General features: G+C 70.7%; 18 protein-coding genes and 2 pseudogenes. 16 read left to right on the top strand and 4 right to left on the bottom strand.

Annotated features, from left to right (window positions below; translation table 11 throughout):
- Nucleotides 1–103: 103 nt before the first annotated feature.
- The 9 genes and pseudogenes from OG223_RS09125 (at nt 104) to OG223_RS09165 (ending at nt 12,134) form a co-directional block, all read left to right on the top strand.
- The gene (locus OG223_RS09125; RefSeq protein ID WP_329265208.1) at nt 104–3,316 is read left to right on the top strand and encodes a discoidin domain-containing protein; all 3,213 of its coding nucleotides are present in this window, start codon (nt 104–106) and stop codon (nt 3,314–3,316) included.
- 97 nt (nt 3,317–3,413) lie between these two features.
- Complete coding sequence (locus OG223_RS09130) at nt 3,414–4,511, top strand: enolase C-terminal domain-like protein (RefSeq protein ID WP_329244996.1); 1,098 nt, start codon at nt 3,414–3,416, stop codon at nt 4,509–4,511.
- Between the two features lie 32 nt (nt 4,512–4,543).
- Nucleotides 4,544–5,929 carry an ABC transporter substrate-binding protein gene (locus OG223_RS09135; RefSeq protein WP_329244999.1) on the top strand — a complete coding sequence of 462 codons (1,386 nt, stop codon included), beginning with the start codon at nt 4,544–4,546 and terminating at the stop codon, nt 5,927–5,929.
- Nucleotides 5,926–6,858 (top strand): carbohydrate ABC transporter permease, encoded by a 933-nt coding sequence (locus OG223_RS09140; RefSeq protein ID WP_329245002.1) that lies wholly within the window; start codon nt 5,926–5,928, stop codon nt 6,856–6,858. Before OG223_RS09135 ends, OG223_RS09140 begins: the two co-directional genes overlap by 4 nt.
- On the top strand, nt 6,855–7,769 hold the full coding sequence (locus tag OG223_RS09145; RefSeq protein WP_329245004.1) for a carbohydrate ABC transporter permease: 915 nt from the start codon (nt 6,855–6,857) through the stop codon (nt 7,767–7,769). Before OG223_RS09140 ends, OG223_RS09145 begins: the two co-directional genes overlap by 4 nt.
- A gap of 29 nt (nt 7,770–7,798) precedes the next feature.
- Nucleotides 7,799–9,493 carry a class I mannose-6-phosphate isomerase gene (locus OG223_RS09150; protein WP_329265211.1) on the top strand — a complete coding sequence of 565 codons (1,695 nt, stop codon included), beginning with the start codon at nt 7,799–7,801 and terminating at the stop codon, nt 9,491–9,493.
- Complete coding sequence (locus tag OG223_RS09155) at nt 9,490–10,377, top strand: ROK family protein (RefSeq protein ID WP_329245006.1); 888 nt, start codon at nt 9,490–9,492, stop codon at nt 10,375–10,377. The genes OG223_RS09150 and OG223_RS09155 overlap by 4 nt, the downstream gene beginning before the upstream one ends.
- Before the next feature lie 644 nt (nt 10,378–11,021).
- Nucleotides 11,022–11,531: pseudogene (locus OG223_RS09160) on the top strand (carbohydrate binding domain-containing protein); the annotation flags it as partial.
- Nucleotides 11,532–11,606: 75 nt separating this feature from the next.
- Nucleotides 11,607–12,134, top strand: a complete 528-nt coding sequence (locus tag OG223_RS09165) for a hypothetical protein (protein ID WP_329245008.1) — start codon at nt 11,607–11,609, stop codon at nt 12,132–12,134.
- A 17-nt stretch (nt 12,135–12,151) separates the two neighbouring features.
- Here OG223_RS09165 and OG223_RS09170 read toward each other — a convergent pair whose 3' ends face one another.
- Nucleotides 12,152–12,838: a DUF2848 domain-containing protein gene (locus OG223_RS09170; protein ID WP_329245011.1), complete on the bottom strand. Its 687-nt coding sequence runs from the start codon at nt 12,836–12,838 to the stop codon at nt 12,152–12,154.
- A 136-nt stretch (nt 12,839–12,974) separates the two neighbouring features.
- On the opposite strand from OG223_RS09170, the gene OG223_RS09175 reads away from it, so the two are divergent.
- Genes OG223_RS09175 through OG223_RS09185 form a run of 3 tightly spaced genes read left to right on the top strand, consistent with a single transcriptional unit; the run spans nt 12,975 to nt 15,494 of the window.
- Nucleotides 12,975–14,339: an MFS transporter gene (locus OG223_RS09175; RefSeq protein ID WP_329245014.1), complete on the top strand. Its 1,365-nt coding sequence runs from the start codon at nt 12,975–12,977 to the stop codon at nt 14,337–14,339.
- A 28-nt stretch (nt 14,340–14,367) separates the two neighbouring features.
- On the top strand, nt 14,368–15,159 hold the full coding sequence (locus tag OG223_RS09180; RefSeq protein ID WP_329245017.1) for a carbon-nitrogen hydrolase family protein: 792 nt from the start codon (nt 14,368–14,370) through the stop codon (nt 15,157–15,159).
- The gene (locus OG223_RS09185) at nt 15,156–15,494 is read left to right on the top strand and encodes a cupin domain-containing protein (RefSeq protein ID WP_329245019.1); all 339 of its coding nucleotides are present in this window, start codon (nt 15,156–15,158) and stop codon (nt 15,492–15,494) included. The genes OG223_RS09180 and OG223_RS09185 overlap by 4 nt, the downstream gene beginning before the upstream one ends.
- Nucleotides 15,495–15,510: 16 nt before the next feature.
- Here the strand turns inward: OG223_RS09185 and OG223_RS09190 are convergent, their stop codons facing one another.
- Nucleotides 15,511–16,137, bottom strand: a complete 627-nt coding sequence (locus OG223_RS09190; RefSeq protein WP_329245021.1) for a GntR family transcriptional regulator — start codon at nt 16,135–16,137, stop codon at nt 15,511–15,513.
- Between the two features lie 205 nt (nt 16,138–16,342).
- On the opposite strand from OG223_RS09190, the gene OG223_RS09195 reads away from it, so the two are divergent.
- The gene (locus OG223_RS09195) at nt 16,343–16,837 is read left to right on the top strand and encodes a peptidylprolyl isomerase (protein WP_329245024.1); all 495 of its coding nucleotides are present in this window, start codon (nt 16,343–16,345) and stop codon (nt 16,835–16,837) included.
- Between the two features lie 105 nt (nt 16,838–16,942).
- Here OG223_RS09195 and OG223_RS09200 read toward each other — a convergent pair whose 3' ends face one another.
- Complete coding sequence (locus OG223_RS09200) at nt 16,943–17,659, bottom strand: response regulator transcription factor (protein ID WP_329245026.1); 717 nt, start codon at nt 17,657–17,659, stop codon at nt 16,943–16,945.
- Nucleotides 17,656–18,924 (bottom strand): sensor histidine kinase, encoded by a 1,269-nt coding sequence (locus OG223_RS09205; protein ID WP_443073701.1) that lies wholly within the window; start codon nt 18,922–18,924, stop codon nt 17,656–17,658. Before OG223_RS09205 ends, OG223_RS09200 begins: the two co-directional genes overlap by 4 nt.
- Before the next feature lie 202 nt (nt 18,925–19,126).
- On the opposite strand from OG223_RS09205, the pseudogene OG223_RS09210 reads away from it, so the two are divergent.
- From OG223_RS09210 to OG223_RS09220, 3 genes and pseudogenes are all read left to right on the top strand, one after another.
- Nucleotides 19,127–19,564, top strand: a pseudogene (locus tag OG223_RS09210) (ABC transporter ATP-binding protein); the annotation flags it as partial.
- Between the two features lie 96 nt (nt 19,565–19,660).
- Nucleotides 19,661–20,020 carry a DUF779 domain-containing protein gene (locus tag OG223_RS09215; protein ID WP_318014885.1) on the top strand — a complete coding sequence of 120 codons (360 nt, stop codon included), beginning with the start codon at nt 19,661–19,663 and terminating at the stop codon, nt 20,018–20,020.
- 75 nt (nt 20,021–20,095) lie between these two features.
- Nucleotides 20,096–21,334 carry a phosphodiester glycosidase family protein gene (locus OG223_RS09220; RefSeq protein WP_329245028.1) on the top strand — a complete coding sequence of 413 codons (1,239 nt, stop codon included), beginning with the start codon at nt 20,096–20,098 and terminating at the stop codon, nt 21,332–21,334.
- Nucleotides 21,335–21,336 lie beyond the last annotated feature (2 nt).

Here is a 21,336-nt window from a genome sequence, read left to right on the forward strand (position 1 = left end):
CGATTGGATACGTGTGTCTCATCCGTCTGCGCGCAGGGGCGCCTTCTTGCCGCTGCGAAGAAGATCCAGCTCCGCCTTCACGGCCGCCTTCTCGGTGGCCGCGATGGCCGCGGCCCTGCTGAACGCCGCGCCGGCCCAGGCGGCTCCCCCGCCGCCGGACCTGAATGTCTATGTCTCGCCGACCGGCCGGGACGTGGGTTCGGGCAGCGCCGCACACCCCTTCAAGACCCTCGACCACGCGCGGGACTACGTGCGCGAGGTCAAGCAGAAGGCAAAGGGCGACATCCACGTCCGGCTCCTGTCCGGTACTTACCAACTCAGCCGTACGTTCGCCCTGACCGCCCGCGACTCCGGCACCAACGGGCACCGGATCTTCTACGAGGCCGCCCCCGGCGCGCACCCCGTGATCAGCGGAGGACAGCGCATAACCGGCTGGGTTCCGGCCGACGGCGCGGGACAGGTCTACAAGGCCAAGGTCGGCGACTTCGACACCCGACAGCTCTATGTGGACGGCGAGTTGGAGACCCGGGCGCGCAGCGGCAAGAACCCCGCCGGCTTCAGCCAGACGTCGACCGGCTATGCCTTCACGGACGCCGGCCTCAACGCCTACAAGCGTCCCGCGGACCTGGAGGTGGTCAGTTCCTGGGGCTGGAAGCTGATGCGCTGCCCCGTGCAGTCGATCTCCGACTTCAAGATGACCATGCAGCAGCCCTGTTGGCACAACGCCCATCTCCAGCAGGGCCAGGAGATCCAGAACCCGACCTGGCTGGAGAACGCCCGCGAACTGCTGGACACACCCGGTGAGTGGTACCTGGACAAGGGCGCGGGCGAGATCTACTACATGCCCAAGTCCGGCCAGAACCTCGCCACTTCGACCGTCACCGTGCCGCTCGTGCAGGACCTGGTGGACCTCGACGGCACCAGGACGGCCCCGGTCGGCAACGTGTCCTTCCAGGGCATCACCTTCTCCTACTCCACCTGGCTCGCGCCCAGTTCGTCCGAGGGCCTCATCGAGGGCCAGGCCGGTTTCCGGATGGTCGGCAACGACCCCGACTTCGACGCGACCCGCCTGAAGTGGCAGAAGACGCCCGGCGCCGTGAATGTCAACTACGGCCACGGCATCGGCTTCGAGGGCAACACCTTCACCCATCTCGGCGCGGTCGGGCTGAACTTGAACACCGGTACGCGGGGCACCGACATCACGGGCAATGTCTTCCGCCAGATCGCCGCCACCGGCGTCCAGATCGGCGGGGTCGAGGTGATCGACGCCCACCCCGACGACCCCCGGGACATCACCAAGGACACCCAGGTCGCCAACAACGTGGTCACCAAGGTCGCCGACCAGTACAACGGCTCCATCGGCATCCTGGCCGGCTACACCGACCACACCACCATCACCCACAACAAGGTCTACGACCTGCCCTACACCGGCATCTCCGTCGGCTGGGGCTGGGGCCTCACCGACCAGGGCGGCGACACCAACTACCCCGGGAATCTGGGCGTTCCGATCTGGGACACCCCCACGACCAGCCGCGACACCGAGGTCACGGACAACGAGATCTCCGACATCATGAAGTCGCAGGCCGACGGCGGCGCCATCTACACGCTGAGCTCCAACCCCGGCGGTGTGGTGTCCGGCAACTACATCCACGGCACGCCACCGCCCGCCTACGGCGCGATCTACCACGACGAGGGCAGCCGGTACTGGACGAACACCGGCAACGCCCTGTGCGACGTCGCCTACCAGTGGCTGTTCCTCAACCACGGCATGGACATCGACGCCACCGGCAACTACACCACCCAGCCCGCCTTCTCCACCCAGGCCAACAGCACGGGCAGCACCATCAGCGGCAACACCACCGTGGGTTCCTGCGCCCAACTGCCGGCCTCCATCGTCAACAACGCGGGCCTGCAAGCGAGTTACCGCCACCTCGACCCGGGCCCCGCCGTCGTCGACCACCAGGCGCCCAGCAGGCCCGGCACACCGAGCGCGGTCACCGACTTCCCGACGATCGCGGACCTCACCTGGGCCGCGTCCACCGACGACACCGCCGTCACCGGCTACTCCGTCTACCGCGACGGCAAGCTGGTCAGCGCCACCGGCACCACCTCGGTACGCCTCCCGGGCCTGACCGCCGGGCAGACGTACGACTTCAGGATCACCGCCCGTGACGCCGCGGGCAACGAGTCCCAGCCCAGCCAGACGCTCAAGGTCACCATGCCCTCCGGCTCCGACCTCGCCCTCAAGAAGCCGATCACCGCCTCGTCGTACTCGGAGGCCAACACCCCGGAAAAGGCGGTCGACGGAGACCTGTCCACGCGCTGGGCGCAGGGCCTGGGCCTGCCCGACCCGTCCTGGATCCAGGTCGATCTCGGTGCGTCGTACGACGTGAACGGCGCGATCACGACCTTCGAGAAGGCGAGCGGCTACAAGTACCGCATCGAGGTCTCCCCCGACGAGGTCCACTGGAAGACCCTCGCGGACCGCACCGCCGCGAACACCACGGCGGCGACCGACTACACCCACACGGACACCCCGGTCGCGGGCCGCTTCGTCCGACTGACCGTCACCGGCTCCAGTTGGAACGGCGGCAGCATCTACGACTTCCAGGTCTACGGCACCCCCAGGACCGTCACGGACCACACGGCCCCGACCGCCCCGGGACAGCCCACGGTCAAGCCGCTGCTGCCCGGTCTGGTGGACGTCAGTTGGCCCGCGGCCACCGATGACACCGGCGTCACCAGTTACGTCGTCCACCAGGACGGCAAGCGGATCGGTGTCACCGACGCCACGACCCTGCGGGTCTCCGGCCTGACCGCCGACACGCAGTACTCCTTCACCGTCGTGGCCCGCGACGAGGCGCTGAACACCTCCGACCCCAGCAAGACGGCCGTCGTCACCACGCCGGCCGACAACGACCTGGCCCTGAACAAGCCCGTCGTCGCCTCGTCGTCGTACGACGCGGACCACGCGCCCGAGAAGGCGGTGGACGGGAATCCCGCCACCCGCTGGGCGCAGGGCGCGGGCCTGCCCGATCCGTCCTGGATCCGGGTCGACCTGGGCCAGGACACCGCTCTCTCCAGCGTGGTGACCACCTTCGAGTTGTCCGGCGGCTACAAGTACCGCCTGGAGTACTCCACCGACGGCACGACCTGGTCCCTTTTCGAGGACCACACCTCCGCCGCCACCTCGTCGTCGACCGTCTACTCCTTCGCCGGCGCACCCGTCACCGCACGCTATCTGCGCCTGACCGTCACCGGTTCCGGCGGCAACGGCGGCAGCGTCTACGCGCTCCAGGCGTACGGCGGCTTCTGAGCACCCCGCTGCCGAGCCCACGCCTTTCCCGCGGAAGCCGAAACCTTTCTCCGTACAGCTCTCCCAGCAGCTCTCCCTACAGAAGACGAAAGCCAGGATGAAGATCACCCATGTCGAAGTACACCGGATCGATGTTCCGGCAGCCAGTCCGCCCTTCCGCTGGCGCGACGGGCTGAGCGGCAGCGCTCCGGTGGGCGACGGCGCGGTCCTGCACATCGGGACGGACGAGGGGGCCGAGGGTGTCGCGCTGTTCGCCCGCCCTGGCGCCCACCTCGTCCTGCGGGACCTGGTGGACCGGGTCTTCCGCGCGGAGCTGGTCGGAGCCGACCCGTTCCAACGCGAATGGCTGTGGCACCGGGTGTGGGAGCTGGACCGTATCCACGAACTCCCGCTCCCCACCCTGGGGTTGATCGACATCGCCCTGTGGGACCTGGCCGGCCGCTACCACGGCGAACCGGTCTGGCGCCTGCTCGGCGGTTTCCGGGACGCCATCCCCGCCTACGCCTCCACCTCGACGTTCTCGAGCATCGCGGAGTTCCTCGACGTGGCGGACCAGTGCCTGGCCCTGGGGTATCGCGGGATCAAACTGCACGCCTGGGGTGACGCCCGCCGTGACGCGGAACTGTGTCTGGCCCTGCGCGAGCACGTCGGTCCCGACGTCCCTCTGATGTACGACGGTTCCGCGGGCTTCGACCTGCCCGACGCGATCCGGCTGGGGCGGGCGCTCTCCGAGGCCGACTACCTCTGGTACGAGGAGCCGATCCGCGAGTTCAGCATCTCGGCCTATCAGCGGCTCGCCGAGACCGTGGCCGTACCGCTGCTGGTGGCGGAGACCTCCGACGGGGCGCACATGAACGCGGCGGACTTCATCCGGGCCGGTGCCGCCACCTTCGGTGTCCGGGCCGGCACCACCCTCCGGGGCGGCATCACCGGCGCCATGCGCACCGCGCATCTCGCCGACGCCTACCGGCTGCGGGCCGAGGTGCACGGTTCGGACATTCCCAACCACCACCTGTGCATGGCCATCTCCAACACCACCTACTACGAGTCCCTGGTGACCTCGGCGAACGTCGTCCGAGAGCGCCACGTGGACGACCAGGGCCTGGTGCACGCCCCCACGGGGCCCGGCATCGCCCTCCCCCTCGATTTCGGCTACGGCAGCCAACTCCTGCCGTTCGTCGAGCAACCGCGCTGAGCGGCGCAAGAACAGAAAGGCAAGGCAAGACGATGGAGTCTTCCCGATCTCGGAGAACCGGCCGGCGTCACTCGCTGCTCCGCGCGGCGGCCGTCACGCTGTCCCTGGCCACCGCGGCCGCCCTGGCCGGTTGCGCCAGCGCCGACACCAGCACCCCGTCCTCCTCCGGCACGTCGGCGTTCAAGCCGGCCGCGCAGAAGGCGGGTTCGCAGATAACGGTGTGGGCCGACTCGACCAGGCTGCCGTCGGTGCAGGCGTACCAGAAGTCGCACCCCGACGTGAAGCTGAAGATCGTCACGTACGACGGCGGCGCCGACGGATCGACGTATCTGCAGTCGAAGGTGCAGTTGTTCGACCGGACCGGCAGCGGCTGGCCGGACGTGGTGTTCGGCAATCCGACCGACGTGACCTGGGCGTCGGAAGCGACCAAGCCCGGCGCGCGGCCCTTCGCCGCACCCCTGGACGAGAAGCTCGTACCGCAGACCACACTGGACGGCTTCGCCAAAGGCTCGCTGACGCCCTGTCAGTTCGACGGCCACACCTACTGCATGCGCAACGACATCGCGCAGGTCCTCCTCTGGTACAACAAGTCCCTTATGGACAAGTGGGGTTACCAGGTCCCCACGACATGGCAGGAGTACGAGGCCCTCGGCAAGAAGGTCGCCAAGGAGCACCCGGGCTATCTGGTCGGTTCGGTCGGCGACACCAACTCCCATGAGTCGTACTTCTGGTCGGGCCAGTGCCCCGCGTTCAACCTGGTGAAGCCGGACACCCTGCGCACCGACCTGCAGGACCCGAAGTGCACCCGGATGGCGACGCTGCTGGACAACCTGATCAGCGCCAAGGCCATCGCCACGCAGGGCTTCTTCAGCCAGGGCTTCGCCAAGAACAGCGGCTCCAAAGTCCTTATGGCGTACGGCCCTTCGTGGTACGGCCAGTACCTGTTCAAGGCCGGCTTCAAGACTCCGGCCAAGCAGATCGCCGCGGCTCCCCCGCTGACCTGGCAGGGCGAGACCACGGCCGCCACGGGCAACGTAGGCGGCGGTGTGTGGATGGTGTCCTCGCACAGCGCGAACCTCAAAGCGTCCTCGGACCTGGTCACTTGGCTGACCACGTCCGACGAGAACCAGGCCACCGCGCCGACCTATCCGGCGTACACCCAGGCCGCGAAGGCCTGGCTGGCGAACCCGGCCAACAAGGACTACTTCGCCAATGATGTGAGCGGGCCGTTCGAGCAGGCCGCGAACGAGGTGTGGACCGGCTGGTCGAACACCAGGTTCTCGGACTCCACCGCCTGGTCCAGCGTCGTCCTGCCGGCGCTGACCGCCGGAAAGAGCCTGACCGAGACGCTGCCCGCCTGGCAGCAGGAGATCGCCGGCGAGGCAAAGACCCAGGGCTACAAGGTGGTCGATCAGTGACCTTGCTGGAGACCGAGCGCGTCGCCGCCTCCCCCGTGCGCCGCGGCACCACGCCGCGGCGCACGGGCCGCGGCCGCGCGGGCTATTTCTTCGTCGCCGGGTACGCGCTGCTGCTGCTCGCGTTCGGCGTCTTCCCCACCGGGTACGCGTTCTACCTGTCGCTCACCAACGACCGGGGCCAGTTCACCGGGCTCAACCAGTTCGTGAAGGTCGTCCAGGACTACCGCTTCGCCCCGGCCTTCACCCACATGCTGATCTACCTGGTCATGTGGCTGGTGACCCTCGTCGTCCTGGTCGTGCTGACCGCCGTGGTCCTGCGCAGCCGGGTGCGTCCGGGCACCTCGGCGCTCTTCCGCTTCCTCTACTACATCCCCGGCGCCCTCGCCGGAGTGGCGAGCGTGCTGGTCTGGCTGTTCATGCTGGACCCCGATGTCAGCCCGGTGTCACGGCTGTTGACCGCCCTGGGGTTCAAGACGTTCGCCGCCGTCCTGGCGCCCGGCAACCTGCCGCTGATCCTCATGCTGATCGCCTTCTGGACCGGCGCCGGTGGCTGGATGGTCGTGATGTACGGGGCGTTGAACAACATCCCCGACGAGGTGCTGGAAGCGGCCCGCATGGACGGTGCGGGCCCGTGGCGCACCGCCTGGCACATCCAGATCCCGATGATCCGGCAGTGGATCGTCTACATGGCGATCATGGCCTTCGCGACGGGCACCCAGTTGTTCGTGGAGCCCCAACTCCTCCAGACGGCCAGCCTCGGCCGGGTGAGTCCCACCTGGTCCCCGAACCAACTGGCCTACGTCTACGCCTTCCAGCAGGGCGACTTCAACGGCGCCGCCGCCATCTCGGTCGTCCTGCTCGCCGTGGGCCTCCTCGCCGCCGGTCTCCTGGTCGCCCGCTCGAACCTGTTCACGTTGGACGAGAAATGACACAGACGACTCTCTCCCTGACGGCCGTGAGGCGACGCGTCCGCCCGTCAAGGAGCCTCCCCTTCCTGATAGTCGGCCTCCTCCTGGCCCTTCTCCTGGTGTTCTTCGTGCTGCCGGTGATCTGGCTGCTGCTGGCCCCGTCGAAGACCGCCGGCGAAGTGGTGCGGGACAACCCGCTCTCCTTCGGTTCGTTCCATCAGATCGGCACAGCCTGGCGGCACTTGTTCGCCTTCCAGGACGGCGCGATGTCGAGGTGGCTGCTCAACTCGGCCATCTACTCGGGCGGTTCACTCGTCCTGACGCTGGCCGTCAGTGTCCCGGCCGGCTACGCGCTGGCGCTGACGAAGTTCCGGGGCCGCAAGACGCTCCTGGTGATCACCCTGGTCACCATGATCATGCCGCAGGCCACCCTGGTGCTGCCGATCTTCCTGGAGCTCAACCGCTTCCATCTCATCGGCACCGTCTGGTCGTTGATCCTCCCCTTCTCCTTCTATCCGTTCGGCGTGTACCTGGTCTACATCTACTTCGGCAGCAGCCTCCCCAGGGACCTGCTGTCCGCCGCGCGGATCGACGGCTGCACGGAGTGGCAGCTCTTCTCCCGCATCGCACTCCCGCTCGCCAAGCCGGTGGTCGGACTGGTCGCGTTCTTCAGCTTCGTGGGCAACTGGAACAACTTCTTCCTGCCGTATCTCGTGCTGCCGAACAGCGAGCAGTTCCCCGTCCAGGTGGGCCTGAACCAACTGCTCACCTCCACACCGTCGTTCAACCCCGTCGCCGGCGCGGGACTGAACATCACCATCCCCGAACTCGCCCTGGCCATCGTCATCGCCATCCTGCCCGTGCTGGTGCTCTTCCTCTTCTCGCAGCGCACGCTGGTGTCCGGGATGCTCGCCGGATCGAGCAAGGAATGAGCGGCACCCTGTCCTCGAAAGGAAACCCCGTGTACCGGCTCGATCCGCGCCACGCCCCCGCCCCGCAGGCCGTCCTCCACACGGGATGGCAGGCAGTGGCCGCCCAACTCCCCGACGGCCCGGCGGTGTTGGCCGTCGACGGCCCCCCGTCCGTCGACTGGTCCCTCCTGGCCGATCGCCTCGCACAGGAGCTGACCGGGCGCGGCACCCCCGTCACCCTGCTCGACATCCGGAGCCACTACGCACCGCCGGCGCACATCAGAAGCCGTACCGAACGCCCGGCGGACGCCGACGACCCCTACTTCCGCAAGCTCGCCGACAACCCCCTCGACGACCTGTTCGAGACTCTCCCCGTACCCGCATCACCCCACGAGGGACTTCTCCTTGTCTACGGCCCCGGCGCCGCCCTCGTCGAGCACGACCTGCTCTGGTACGCCGATGTGCCCAAGCGCTGTGCGGAGGCCGCCGTCGGCGCGGGTGAGCCGGGCGCCAACCTCGGCCTGCCGGGCGCAGAGCCCGACTTCAGACGCCTCTTCTACATCGACTGGCCGATGCTCGACCGGCACCGCGACGCGCTCGCACCCCGCCTCGACGCCTGGCTCGACATGCAGCACCCCGACCACCCGGCGTGGATCGACGGAGCAGGCCTGCGCGCCACCTACGCCGAGCTGGCCGGCAAACCCGTCCGCACCCGCCCGTACTTCAACTCCACGCCCTGGGGCGGCCATTGGGCCCAGCGCGAGCTCGGCTTCAACCCCGACTCCCGCAACACCGCGCTCGGTTACGAGCTGATCGCGCCCGAGGCCGGCATCCTCGTCGGCACCGGACCGGAGGCCCAGGCCGAGGTGCCGTTCCAACTCCTGTGCGTGCTCGAACCGTTGAGCATGTTGGGGGCAGAGGTGCACGCCCGCTTCGGCACGTCCTTCCCGATCCGCTTCGACTACCTGGACACCGTCGGCGGCGGCAGCCTCTCCGTGCACTGCCACCCCAAGGAGTCGTACATGCGCGAGCGTTTCGGCTGGGCGTACACCCAGCACGAGACGTACTACCTGACCCTCGGCAGCACCGACACCAAGGTGTACCTCGGCCTGCGCGAGGACGCCGACGTCGACGTCTTCCGCAAGGAGGTGGAGCGGGCCATCACCGACGGAGTGCCCATGGACCCCGAGGACCACGTCCTGGCCTTCCCCGCCGAGCAGGGCCAGTTGTTCATGATCCCGGCGGGCACCCCGCACGCCAGCGGCGCGGGCAACCTCGTGCTGGAGATCAGCGCGACCCCCTATCTGTACAGCCTGCGGTTCTACGACTGGCTGCGTCCCGGTGCCGACGGCAACCCGCGCCCGCTGCCGTACGAGCACGGGTTCGCCAACCTGGAGACCGGACGGCGCGGTGCGGCCGTCGCCCGTGACCTGGTGCAGGAACCGCGCACCCTGCGCGAGGGCGCCGGCTGGCGGGAGGAGGTCATCGGCGGGCTGGCCGAGATGTTCTACGAGGTCAGGAGGTTCGTGCTCGACGCCGACGCCGAGGCCGCCGACGACACGCAGGGCCGGTTCCACATCCTGAACGTGGTGGAGGGGGAAGGCGTCACGGTGCACACGGCGGCCGGAGACCGGCACGAACTGGCCTACGCGGAGACCCTCACCGTGCCGGCCGCGGTCGGCCGGTACACCCTGCGGGCGGCCGGCGGCGGCCCGGTGCGTGTCGTGAAGGCGTTGGTCCGTTGATCCCGGTCCTGGAGATCGGCGGCACCCATGTCACCGCCGCGCTCGTCGACCTGCGCGCCGGTCACGTCACCAGCCGTACGCGCGAGCCGCTCGACGCGGACGGCGCTGCCGACGCCATCCTCGACGTCGTACGGTGCTGCGCCGACGGGCTGTCGGCACCGCCCGGCGCACGGTGGGGCGTGGCGGTGCCCGGGCCGTTCGACTACGCACGCGGGGTCGCCCTCTTCAAGGGCGTGGGCAAGTTCGACGCCCTGTACGGGACGGACATCCGGGCAGCACTCCTACAGGGACTGCGACAGCGCCCCGGTGACGTCGTGTTCCTCAACGACGCCCACGCCTTCCTGACCGGCGAGTGGTCCGCGGGTACCGTCCGGGGGCATCGCCGCGCCGTGGGCATCACGCTCGGCACCGGTGTCGGTTCGGCCTTCCTCGCCGACGGCCGCATCCGCGACCACGGTCCCGGCATACCGCCCGAGGGACGGATGGACCTCGCCGAGATCGACGGCCGCCCCCTGGAGGACACCGTCTCCCGCCGCGCGATCCTCGCCCGCTACGGCGACCCCGCCGCCGATGTACACGACATCGCCGACCGGGCCAGGGCAGGAGAGAAACGGGCCCGACGCGTACTGGACGACGTCTTCACCGGCCTGGGCATAGCGCTGGGCCCGCGCCTGCTGGACTTCGGCGCGACCGCCCTGGTCGTCGGCGGCTCCATGGCCCGCTCCTGGGACCTCGTCGCCCCCGCTCTGTCCGCCGGTCTCGTGACGGGGGGCTGGACACCGGAGGACCCGCGTGCCGACGCACCGCGCACTCGCGCGCTGAAGCCCGCCGGCCCCGCGGGGGACGCCGCGCTGGTGGGCGCGGCCCACGCGGCGGCGACGTGAGACCACGCACAGCGCAGCGAAGAACTCCGGACCGACCCGCCGCACCAACTCCCGGACGACGTACGGCTGTTCCCGACCTCACGACGTAGACCATGGCTTCCTCAGGCACGGCACGACGTGGGACCACGCACAGCACAGCCAAGAGCTCCGGACCGGTCCCGCGCCAACTCCCCGACCGCGTACGGCTGTCCCGGACCTCACGGACGTAGGACACGGCCTCCTCCGGCACAGCCCCGACTGAACCTCCGCGGCGGGCGTTGCGTATCCATCCCAGAGGGACAGCTCCGGTCTGTGCCACGGGACGTAAGGAGAGCGCCGTGTCCATACCGACCGCGTCCGACTCACCGGACGACCGCACCGCGCTGGAGCCCATCCGCGTGCTGCGCCCACGCAACACCGACGCGCTGGCCCAACTGCTCGACGAGATACGCCAGGACGAGCACTACCGCGGCCACGCGACCGACACCCCACCCGTCGTCCGGCACACGCCGACCGACGGCGAGACGGAGAAACTCCCCGCGCACGACGGCACCGCCCGCCCGCCGCGCCCCGAAGACCGCGCGCGGCTGGGTCCCGGACAGCGCCGTGCGGCCGTGACGATCGCGATCGCCGCGGCGGCGGTCGCCGGCCTCGGCGGCTCCCTCCTGATCCCCAGCCCCACGAAGGCCACCCCGGCCGCACCCTCGGCGAGCGCGTCGGCCGCCGCCCGTACATCAGCCGCCCCGACGTCGGCCGCGCCGACAGCAGTCGGGGCCTCCGCCGCCCTGGCCAACCCCGGCTTCGAGTCGGGTGGCGTCTCGCCGTGGAACTGCGCGGGCAACCCGGGCTCGATCGTCGCCTCCCCCGTCCACTCGGGCTCCAAAGCCCTTCAGGGGACGGTGAGTTCGAGCGACACCGGGCAGTGCGACCAGACCGTCGAGGTACGGCCGAACACCACCTACTCGCTCAGCGGCTGGGTCCGCGGCTCCTACGTCTACCTGGGCGTGAGCGGCGGCACCTCCACCTGGACGACCTCCCCCTCCCGCTACAGCCCACTGACCGTCTCCTTCACCACCGGCCCGTCCCAGACCAGCGCGACCGTCTACGTGCACGGCTGGTACGCACAGGGCGGTTACCACGCCGACGACATCAGCCTGAAGGGGCCCGGCGGCGGTCACACCTAGAGGCTGCCGTCAGGTTCCCCAGGGGAATCACGTGTCCCGTGCCTTGATGTGACGCAAAATCACCACATGACTCAACATCAGAGCGACCCGGCGCCGGCGACCGGCGCGGCCGACTCCTACCTGGCGGGACTCCGTGAACGGCTGGCGGCCGACGGGTCGGTGGTGACCGGGACCACCTGGCGCGACCGCCCGGTGCTGATAGGCAGCCGGTCGGACCGCAAGGCCCGCTGGTTCGGCACCAAGTCGGAGTTGTTCGTCCTCGCCGCCGCGGTCCCCGAGGTCGACCAGGCCTTGCTGACCGAGTACACCAGGTGGGCCCTGGACTACGCGAAGGACCTGCGGAGCGGGCTGTCCGGCGCCCGCAACGCGGCGATGGCCCTGCCCGCACTGGTCACGGCCAACGCCCGGCCGGCCGCCCGGAGTTGGGCCACCCAGGACGCCCGGGTCCTCGGAACATCCGTGATCGGGCGGCCCGTCACCGTGGAGACGTCCGGAACGGGAGTCACCCGGGTCACCCTGTACCGGGGCAGGAGCATGTACGGCGGGATGTTCACAGGGCACGTCCTGGAGAAGGCGGCACTGTACTTCCCGTAGCACCGAGCCCGGCCGCGTCAGCCGATCGGCTCCGGCATCGGCCGTACGTCGTAGGCGAGGCTGATGGTGTCCCCGGCCGCCGGGTCGGCCAGTTCCACGCGCCACCTCTCGGCGAACTGGTCGACGCCCGGGGCCATGGGGATGGTGCCGGAGACCAGGACGGTGCCGGGGCTCAGTTCGCCGCGGGCGCGCAGGACGTCGACCCAGTAGGCCGGGGTGAGGAGTTCGGCGAGCGTGCCGGTCTGGATCTCGGTCTCGGTGCCGGCGTGGCCGACCCAGGCGCGCAGGGTGAGTTCGTCGATGCGGGACGCGACGTCGGCCAGGCGCCAGGCGCGGCGGGCGAGGACGTCGGGGCCGGCGTTCTTGCTCCACGCCACCCCGTGCACCTCCAGGTCGCGATCGGTGTGGTCGCAGGCCGCGGTCAGCAGCAGTTCGCCGTCCGCCGCGACGACCAGCGCCCACTCGGCCTCGCCTGAGGTGCGGCCGTGCTGGGCCGCGACCCGCTCGGTCTGCTGGGCGAGATACGGGGACACGGGGTAGAGCGCGGGCGTCACGGACGGGCCGGGCACGCCCAGCTCGGCGAGTTCCGCGACGTGCGCGGCGACATCGTCCTGGCTGCGCCCGGCGTACCCGGCGTTGAGGACCTGGACGACGTCGACCTCGCGCGTCGATCCGTCGGGCAGTTCGAAGGTCAGCACGGCCATGAGGGCCCTCCCAAACAGAAACGGGTCCGCGGATCCGGATTTCTCCGCGGTTGACTTCCGGCGCAGGGCTTGCGCATACGACCTGTATACAAGAAGTATGCCGGAAGGTCGATGTCCCCGAGCAAGGATGGGCACCATGCACGACACCCCGAAGAGCGACGCCGAGGCAGCGGAGAGGCACTCCGGCGTCCGCCGCGCCTTCGTCGCGAGCCTCACCGGCACGGCCCTGGAGTGGTACGACTTCGCCGTCTACTCGGCGGCGGCCGCCCTGGTCTTCGGCGATCTGTTCTTCCCCTCCGAGGACCCGCTCACCGGCACGCTCCTGGCGTTCTCCACCTACGCGGTCGGCTACCTCTCCCGTCCCCTCGGCGGCTTCGTCTTCGGCCGGCTCGGTGACGTGATCGGCCGCAAGAAGGTGCTGATCGCCACCCTCGTCCTGATCGGCGTGGCCACCTTCCTGATCGGCCTGCTGCCCGCCTACGGCACGATCGGCGTCGCCGCGCCGATCGCGCTGGTCGTGCTCCGCTTCGCCCAGGGCGTCGGCGTCGGCGGGGAGTGGGGCGGCGCCGTACTGCTGTCCAGCGAGTTCGGCGACCCGCGCCGCCGGGGCTTCTACGCCTCCGCCGCGCAGGTGGGCCCGCCCGCGGGCAACCTGCTCGCCAACGGTGTGCTGGCCGCCCTCGGCGCGCTGCTGACCGAGGCGCAGTTCGAGTCGTGGGGCTGGCGGGTGGCGTTCCTGCTGTCCGGCGTCCTGGTCGGCTTCGGGCTCTGGATCCGCGCCAAGCTGGAGGAGACCCCGGTCTTCAAGGCGATGGAAGCCGAACAGTCCCGCCCCCAGACCCCCGTCCGCGAGGTCTTCACCACCCAGCCCCGCGCCCTGACCGCCGCGATCCTGTGCCGGGTCGGCCCGGACGTGCTGTACGCCATGTTCACCGTCTTCGTCCTGACGTACGCCACCCGGGAACTCGGCATGTCGCGCGGTTCCGCCCTCGCGGCCGTCCTCATCGGCTCCTCGGTCCAGATCTTCCTGATGCCCCTGGCCGGCGCGCTCTCCGACCGCGTCAACAGGCGCCTGCTGTACGGCATTTCAGCGGTGGCCGCCGCCGTGTGGCCGTTCGTGTTCTTCCCGATGGCGGCCGGCGGTTCCTGGCCGCCGCTCGCCGCCGGCGTCCTCGTGGCCCTCGTCATCCACTGCTGTCTCTACGGCCCGCAGGCCGCCTTCATCGCCGAGCAGTTCTCGCCACGGCTGCGCTACACCGGCTCCTCGCTCGCCTACACCCTGGCCGGGATCATCGGCGGCGCCATCGCCCCGCTGCTGTTCACCACCCTGCTGAGTGCCTACGAAAGCTGGGTACCACTGGCCCTGTACATCGCCCTCGCCTCCGCGATCTCCCTGGTGGGCGTCCTCCTGGGCCGCGACCCCGAGGCCGCCGTCGAGGAGGACGCACAGCTCGCCGCGCCGAGGACCCCGGCCGCGGCGGACCTCCCCCTGCCCCGCTGACCACGCCCCAGACAAGGAGAGACCGCCCATGCGGATCGCCCTCGGCCAGCTCACCACCGGCCCCGACCCAGAAAAGAACCTGCGCCTCGTCGAGGAGTGGACGCGCCGCGCCACCGACGCCGGAGCCCGCGTCGTCGTCTTCCCGGAGGCGTCGATGGCCTGCTTCGGCACACCGCTGGCCCCGCTCGCCCAGCCCCTCGACGGACCGTGGGCCGACGGCGTCCGCGAGATCGCCCGGTCGACCGGCACGGTCGTCGTGACCGGCATGTTCACCCCGGCCGGCCAGGGACGGGTGACCAACACCCTGCTGGCCACCGGCCCCGGCGTCGAGGAGTCGTACGACAAGATCCATCTCTACGACGCGTTCGGCTTCCGCGAGTCCGAGGGCGTCGCCCCGGGTTCCCGCCCCGCCGTGATCGACGTGGACGGTGTCCGACTGGGCCTGGCCACCTGCTACGACGTCCGTTTCCCCGAGCTGTTCCGGGCGCACGCCGACGCCGGGGCGGTGGGCACACTGCTGGCGGCCTCCTGGGGTGCCGGCCCCGGCAAGCTCGACCAGTGGGAACTGCTGGTGCGGGCCCGCGCGCTGGACGCCACCGTCTGGGTCACCGCCGTCGGCCAGGCCGATCCCGGCACCGGTCCGGGCCCGGTGCCGACCGGCATCGGGCACAGCCTGGTGGTGGGCCCCGACGGGACCGTACGGGCCGCTCTCGGCGCGGAGCCGGAGCTGTTGGTGACCGACCTGGACGTCGACGAGGTCGGCGCGGTCCGTGAGAAGACATCCGTACTGGCGAACCGGCGGCCGGAGGTGTGGCGATGAGCGGGCCCGAGCTGGAGTTCCACCGCCCCGACGGACCCTGGCGCGCGCCGGCCGGCGCCGGACCCGGCGTCGAGGAGTGCGTCCTGGCCGAGGACCCCGAGAGCGGCCGGCGCACCGCGCTCGTCCGGTGGGCGCCGGGCACGGACTCCTCGGCGGCGGGCGTGGCCCTGCACGACGTATGGGAGGAGGTCTATCTCGTCGAGGGAGCGATGCACGACCTGACGCTGGACCGGACCTTCACGGCAGGCATGTACGCCTGCCGTCCGCCGGGCATGCCGCACGGGCCGTGGACCTCGGCGGACGGGGTGACCATGCTCGTGATCACCTATCCCTGACCGCCGAGGAGTGGCTTCAGCCGTCGAGGAGCACCTTGAGGGTCGACTCCAGGTGGTGGTCGATGGCCGCGCACGCGGCCCGCGCGTCACCGGCGGCGAGGGCGTCCACGATGGCCTCGTGCTCGTCGAGCACCGCCTTCTGCCGGCCCTGTTGGTTGAAGACGGCGACCACTCCGGCGCGGACCTGGCGGCTGCGCAGGCCGTCGTAGTGCCGGTCCAGCAGGGTGTTGCCGACGGCCGAGACCAGGGACGCGTGGAAGCGGTGGTCGACGGCGATGAACTCCCGGGTCTCCTCGGCGCCGGTGAGCGCGCGCTGCCGTTCCAGCAGCGCGCGCAGTTCCTCCACGGGCACCCGGTCGGCCGCGACGAGCCGCTCGGCCGCGTACCGCTCGGCCATGCCGCGCAGCTCCATCAGCTCCCGGACCTCGCGTCCCGTCAGGGGTGCCACCCGGGCACCGCGCTTGGGCACGAGTTCGACCAGGTCCTCCGCGGCGAGCATCAGCAGCGCCTCGCGGATGGGGGTGCGGGAGACACCGATACGATCGGCGAGGTCCTGCTCCGACAGGAAGGCCCCCTGCATCGCGGGGTCCGTCAGTACCGTGTCCTTGAGATACGCGTAGGCCTTCTCCCGACCGGACGCCACGGCAACCCCCAGACATCGCATACAGTTTGTATACCGACGCTACCACGGCCCTTCCCGCCCCACACCGGGCCGCCGTGCGGGCCGGTCTGCGGATAGAGTTCGACGGACTGGACTCCGATCAGAGCCCTTTGAAGTAACGGCCCGGCGCACGGCACACGGCCGCGCCGGGCAGAGGGTGCAACACACCGAAAGTGACAAATTGACCATGAGTAACGTCTACTTCGACATCACCATCGACGGCGCCCCCGCGGGCCGCATCGTCTTCAACCTCTTCGACGATGTCGTCCCGAAGACCGCCCGGAACTTCCGCGAGCTGGCCACCGGGCAGAACGGCTACGGCTACGCGGGCTCGGGCTTCCACCGTGTCATCCCGCAGTTCATGCTGCAGGGCGGCGACTTCACCAACCACAACGGCACCGGTGGCAAGAGCATCTACGGTGAGAAGTTCGCCGACGAGAACTTCACCCTGAAGCACGACCGCCCGTACCTGCTGTCGATGGCGAACGCCGGCCGCAACACCAACGGCTCGCAGTTCTTCGTCACCACCGTCGTCACCTCGTGGCTCGACGGCAAGCACGTCGTCTTCGGCGAGGCCGTCGAGGGCACGGAGATCATCGACAAGATCGAGTCCCTGGGCTCGCAGTCGGGCGCCACCAAGGCCAAGATCGAGATCGCCGCGTCCGGCGTCGTCGAGAGCTGAACCAGCCGCGGGAACAGAGCGACTCCGCACGCGGGCCCCGGGGACGACGCTTCGTCCCCGGGGCCTGCGGTATGTCCAAGGTCGCCCGACCTCCTTGTCGACGGCTCACCCGCGGCCGCGGCCACCCGCGCGCGTCGTCCCCGCACCGGTGTCCTCGGACGCGCCGGGGCTGACGAGTCCGGTCTCGTACGCCACGACGACCGCCTGGGCCCGGTCGCGCAGGGAGAGCTTGGCGAGGATGTGGGAGACGTGGGTCTTGACCGTGGCCTCGGAGAGGTGGAGCCCGGTGGCCAGTTCGGCGTTGCTCAGGCCTTGGGCGAGCAGGCGCAGGACGTCCAGTTCGCGGGGTGTGAGGGCGGCCAGGTCGCGGTGGAGCGAGGCCGTCTCCGGGGTCCGGCGGGCGAAGCGTTCGACCAGGCGGCGGGTGATCGCGGGGGCGAGCAGCGCGTCACCGGCACGGACCGTGCGGACCGCGGCGACGAGGTGCTCCGGCGTGACGTCCTTGAGCAGGAACCCGCTGGCTCCGGCGGCCAGCGCCGCGTAGACGTAGTGGTCGAGGTCGAACGTGGTCAGCATGACCACGCGCGGGGCGTCCCCGGCACCCGCCAGGATGCGCCGGGTCGCCTCCAGGCCGTCCATGTCGGGCATCCGGATGTCCATCAGCACCACGTCGGGCCGGGTGCGCCGGACCGCGTCGACCGCTTCGGCGCCGTCGGTGGCCTCGGCGACCACCTCGATGCCGTGGGCGTCGAGGATCAGCCGGAAGCCGGTGCGCACGAGGGCTTGGTCGTCGGCGACCACGACGCGCGGGGCGCGGTTCACGCGTCCTCCAGGGGGATCAGGGCCCGCACCCGGTAGCCGCCGAGCGGGCGCGGGCCGGTGCGCAGGGTGCCGCCGTAGACGGCGAGGCGTTCGCGCAGACCGATCAGGCCGCGGCCGTTGCCGGTGGCCGCGGCGGGACCGGGCCGGCCGCCGGTGTCGGTGACCTCGACGTGGAGTTCGTCGTCGCCGTACGACACCTGGACGCTCGCGTCGGCTCCGGACGCGTGCTTGACGGTGTTGGTCAGGGCCTCCTGGACCACGCGGTAGGCGGCCAGTTCGATTCCGGCGGCAAGGGGGCGGGGCGATCCGGAGACGGTCAGTTCGACCGGTACGCCCGCGCCACGCATCCGGCCGATCAGCGCCTCCAGGCGCGCAAGACCCGGTTGCGGAGCCAGGTCGTCCGGCTCGACGGGGTCCGGGTCCAGGTCCGTGGTGAGCAGGCCCATCACATCGCGCAGCTCCCCCATCGCGGCCCGGCCGCCCGCCTCGACGGCGAGGAGCGCCTCGCGCGCCCGCTCCGGGGACCTGTCCATGATCGTGCGGGCGGCGCCGGCCTGGATGAGCATCACGCTGACATTGTGCGTGACCACGTCGTGCAACTCCCGTGCTATCCGGGCGCGTTCGTGTTCCACGGCCCGACGCAGCTCCTCCGCCCGGGCGCTCTGCACCGCCGTGAGCCGGGTGCGGGTCTCGGCCGCCCGGAGTTTCCAGGTGCGCAGTCCGATGGCGGCCACGACGATCGGCACCGAGATGAACAGGGGGACGTACTGGGTGGGCACGGTCGGGGCGACGTAGACGTACGGGTCGGGCGGGCCGACCCGGCCGGATCTGCTGATGACGGCGACCGCCACGGCGAGGCCGGTCAGGGTCGGCAGGCGGTGGGGGCTGTAGGCCGCCGCGCTGTAGGCGGCGACGACGCAGGCGTAGAAGGTGAGCCGGGCGACGTCGTCCGGGGTCAGTGCCGTCGCGACCGTCACGATCCACAGGACGGCGAGGGGGTAGCGGCGCCGCCACGCGAGCGACGCCGAGGCCAGGAACACCAGGATCACGAGGTCGGTCATGCGGTACCGGTGGGCCTCGTCGTAGCCGTCGCCCCACGCGTACTGCACCGAACCGAAGGTGAGGACGAGCGCGAGCGCGGCGTCGGCGAGCCGCTGTCGCCCTGTGGGGCGCGGCAGTTGACCACCGGGACGCAGCAGCGCGCCGACCGCTCGGCGCAGCCGGACCGGGACCGGCCGGGCCCGGACTTCCTCTCCCACCGTCACCGGCCCATTCTCTCGGGTGCCGGCGGCGCCCGGAATCCCTCCGACGGACGGGCCGCGTACATCCGTCGGCTACATCTCAGGGATGAGGTCGTGGGCCATCGCCCTTGTGCGGTACGGCAATTGGTCCGGACGACCGGCGCGGCCGGGGCGGCCGGCTTCCTGGCGTCGGGGGCGTCCGGTCCGACAGCCGAGGAAGGCCACCATGACGACACCGCTCATCGAACTGCTCGATGTGAGCCGCCGCTACGGCAGCGGGCCGCCCGCGCCGGCGGACGCGTCGCTGAGTGTGCGGGCCGGTGAGGCGGTCGCGGTCCTCGGACCGTCGGGCAGCGGCAAGTCGAAGCTGCTGAATCTCATCGCCGGTCTGGACCGGCCGGACTCCGGGTCCGTCACGGTGGACGGGGTGCGGGTGGACCGGCTGGGCGAGGCCGGGGCGGCGCGTTACCGGCGGGCGAAGATCGGGATGGTCTTCCAGTTCTTCCATCTGCTGGACGATCTGTCGGTCGCCGACAACGTGGCGCTGCCCGCACGGCTGGCGGGCCTCGGGCGACGCGAGTCGCGGAGCAGGGCGGCCGAACTGCTGGAGTCGCTCGGCATCGCCCGGCACGCCGGGGCCGCTCCGGGCCGGTTGTCCGGCGGTGGCGACCGCGCTCCGTGCCGAATAGGCACGCAACCTTCTCGCAACCTCGCGTGTGCTGCGATGGGTCATCGCATCCGGCTCCCTGGGACGGCTGACATGGACGACACCACCCCGCGCGTCGAACTCACCCCCGCCGCGGCCGATCTGCTGCGTCAACTGCACGCACAGCACGGCCCGTTGATGTTCCACCAGTCCGGCGGCTGCTGCGACGGCAGCGCGCCCATGTGTTATCCGGAGGGCGAGTTCCGCACCGGTGGCTCGGACGTCCTGCTCGCCGAGCTGGCGGTCGACGGCGTGCCGGAGCCCGTGACGTTCTGGATCTCGCGCAGCCAGTACGAGGTGTGGAGCCACACCCGCCTGATCGTGGACGTCGTAGCGGGTCGCGGCAGTGGTTTCTCGCTGGAAGCACCCGAGGGGGTGCGTTTTCTCACTCGTTCCCGTGTAGTCGGCGCCTAGCCGCCCCGCCGGTCACCGTCTTCTGATGCACTTCCCCTGAGACCTGGGAGAGTTGACGAGACATCAGGGGATTGCGTGACGCACCGTCAAAAGCCTTTCAGAGCAAGCAGATCCGTACTCACCTATCTCACTGCACTCGGCGCGCTGGCCGGTGCGGCCCTGGCGGGGGCGGCACCGGCCGGCGCCGTGCCGGACAGCACGCGGCTCGCGCCGGGCGTCACCTACCGGCAGTTCGACATCACGGCGGCCAAGGGGGTGACCCACGCCCATGTGGTCGTCGTGGACCTGCGCAGCTCCCATGTGCGCGTCAACCTGCTGTACCCGGGTGCGGTGGCGGCCCGGCTGCCCGTCTCCCGGTTGGCCGACTCGGCGGGTGCCGTCGCGGGCGTCAACGGTGACTTCTTCAACATCACCGAGACTCAGCACCCGGGCGTCGAGGCCACCGGCTCCACCGACGGACCGGCGATCGCGAGCGGTGTCGCGCTCAAGGCGGCGGTACCGGACGGCCAGCGCTTCGGCCCCGCGCTGCCGCCCGGCACGAACACACGGGACGTGCTCGGGGTGGGTGTCGACCGGGTGGCCCGGCTGGACCGCCTCACCCTCAGCGGGTCGGTCAGCACCCCGCAGGGGCGGCTGACGCTCGGCGGGTTCAATCAGTACGCGCTGCCGGAGAACTCCATCGGTGCGTTCACCACACAGTGGGGCAGCGTCTCCCGGGTGCGTACCACCTGCGGCACGGACACGAACCGGGCCGGCGCCTGTAGTGCGGACACCTATGAGGTGACCGTCCGCGGCGGCCGGGTCGTGTCGTCCGCCAACACCCCCGGCAGTGGTGCCATCGCCGCCGGCACCACCGTCCTCGTCGGCCGTGAGGCGGGCGCACAGCGACTGCGGAAGCTGTTCGCCGGCGAGCGGGCGCAGGTGCGGCACCGACTGGTGGCGTCGAGGTCGGGGGTCGCGTACAGCTTCGCCCTCGGCGGCTACCCGGTGCTGCGCGGCGGCCGGCCGCTGACCGGTCTCGACGACACGACCTCGGCCGTGCGCACCGCCGTGGGGATCGCCGACGGCGGCCACCGGCTGGTGCTGTTCGCGACGGACGGCGCGGTCGCCTACCGCAGCGGTCTGACGATCGCCGAAGTCGCCGCCCAGATGCGCAAGTTGGGCTCGGTCGACGCCTTCAGCCTGGACGGCGGCGGCTCGACGACCCTGGTCGCCCGCGCACCCGGCGCGAGCGCCGTCACGGTACGGAACCATCCCAGCGGCGGCGCCGAGCGTCCCGTACCGAACGGCATCGGGGTCTTCTCAACCGGCTGACC

Source organism: Streptomyces sp. NBC_01478, assembly GCF_036227225.1.
Classification (GTDB): Bacteria; Actinomycetota; Actinomycetes; order Streptomycetales; family Streptomycetaceae; genus Streptomyces.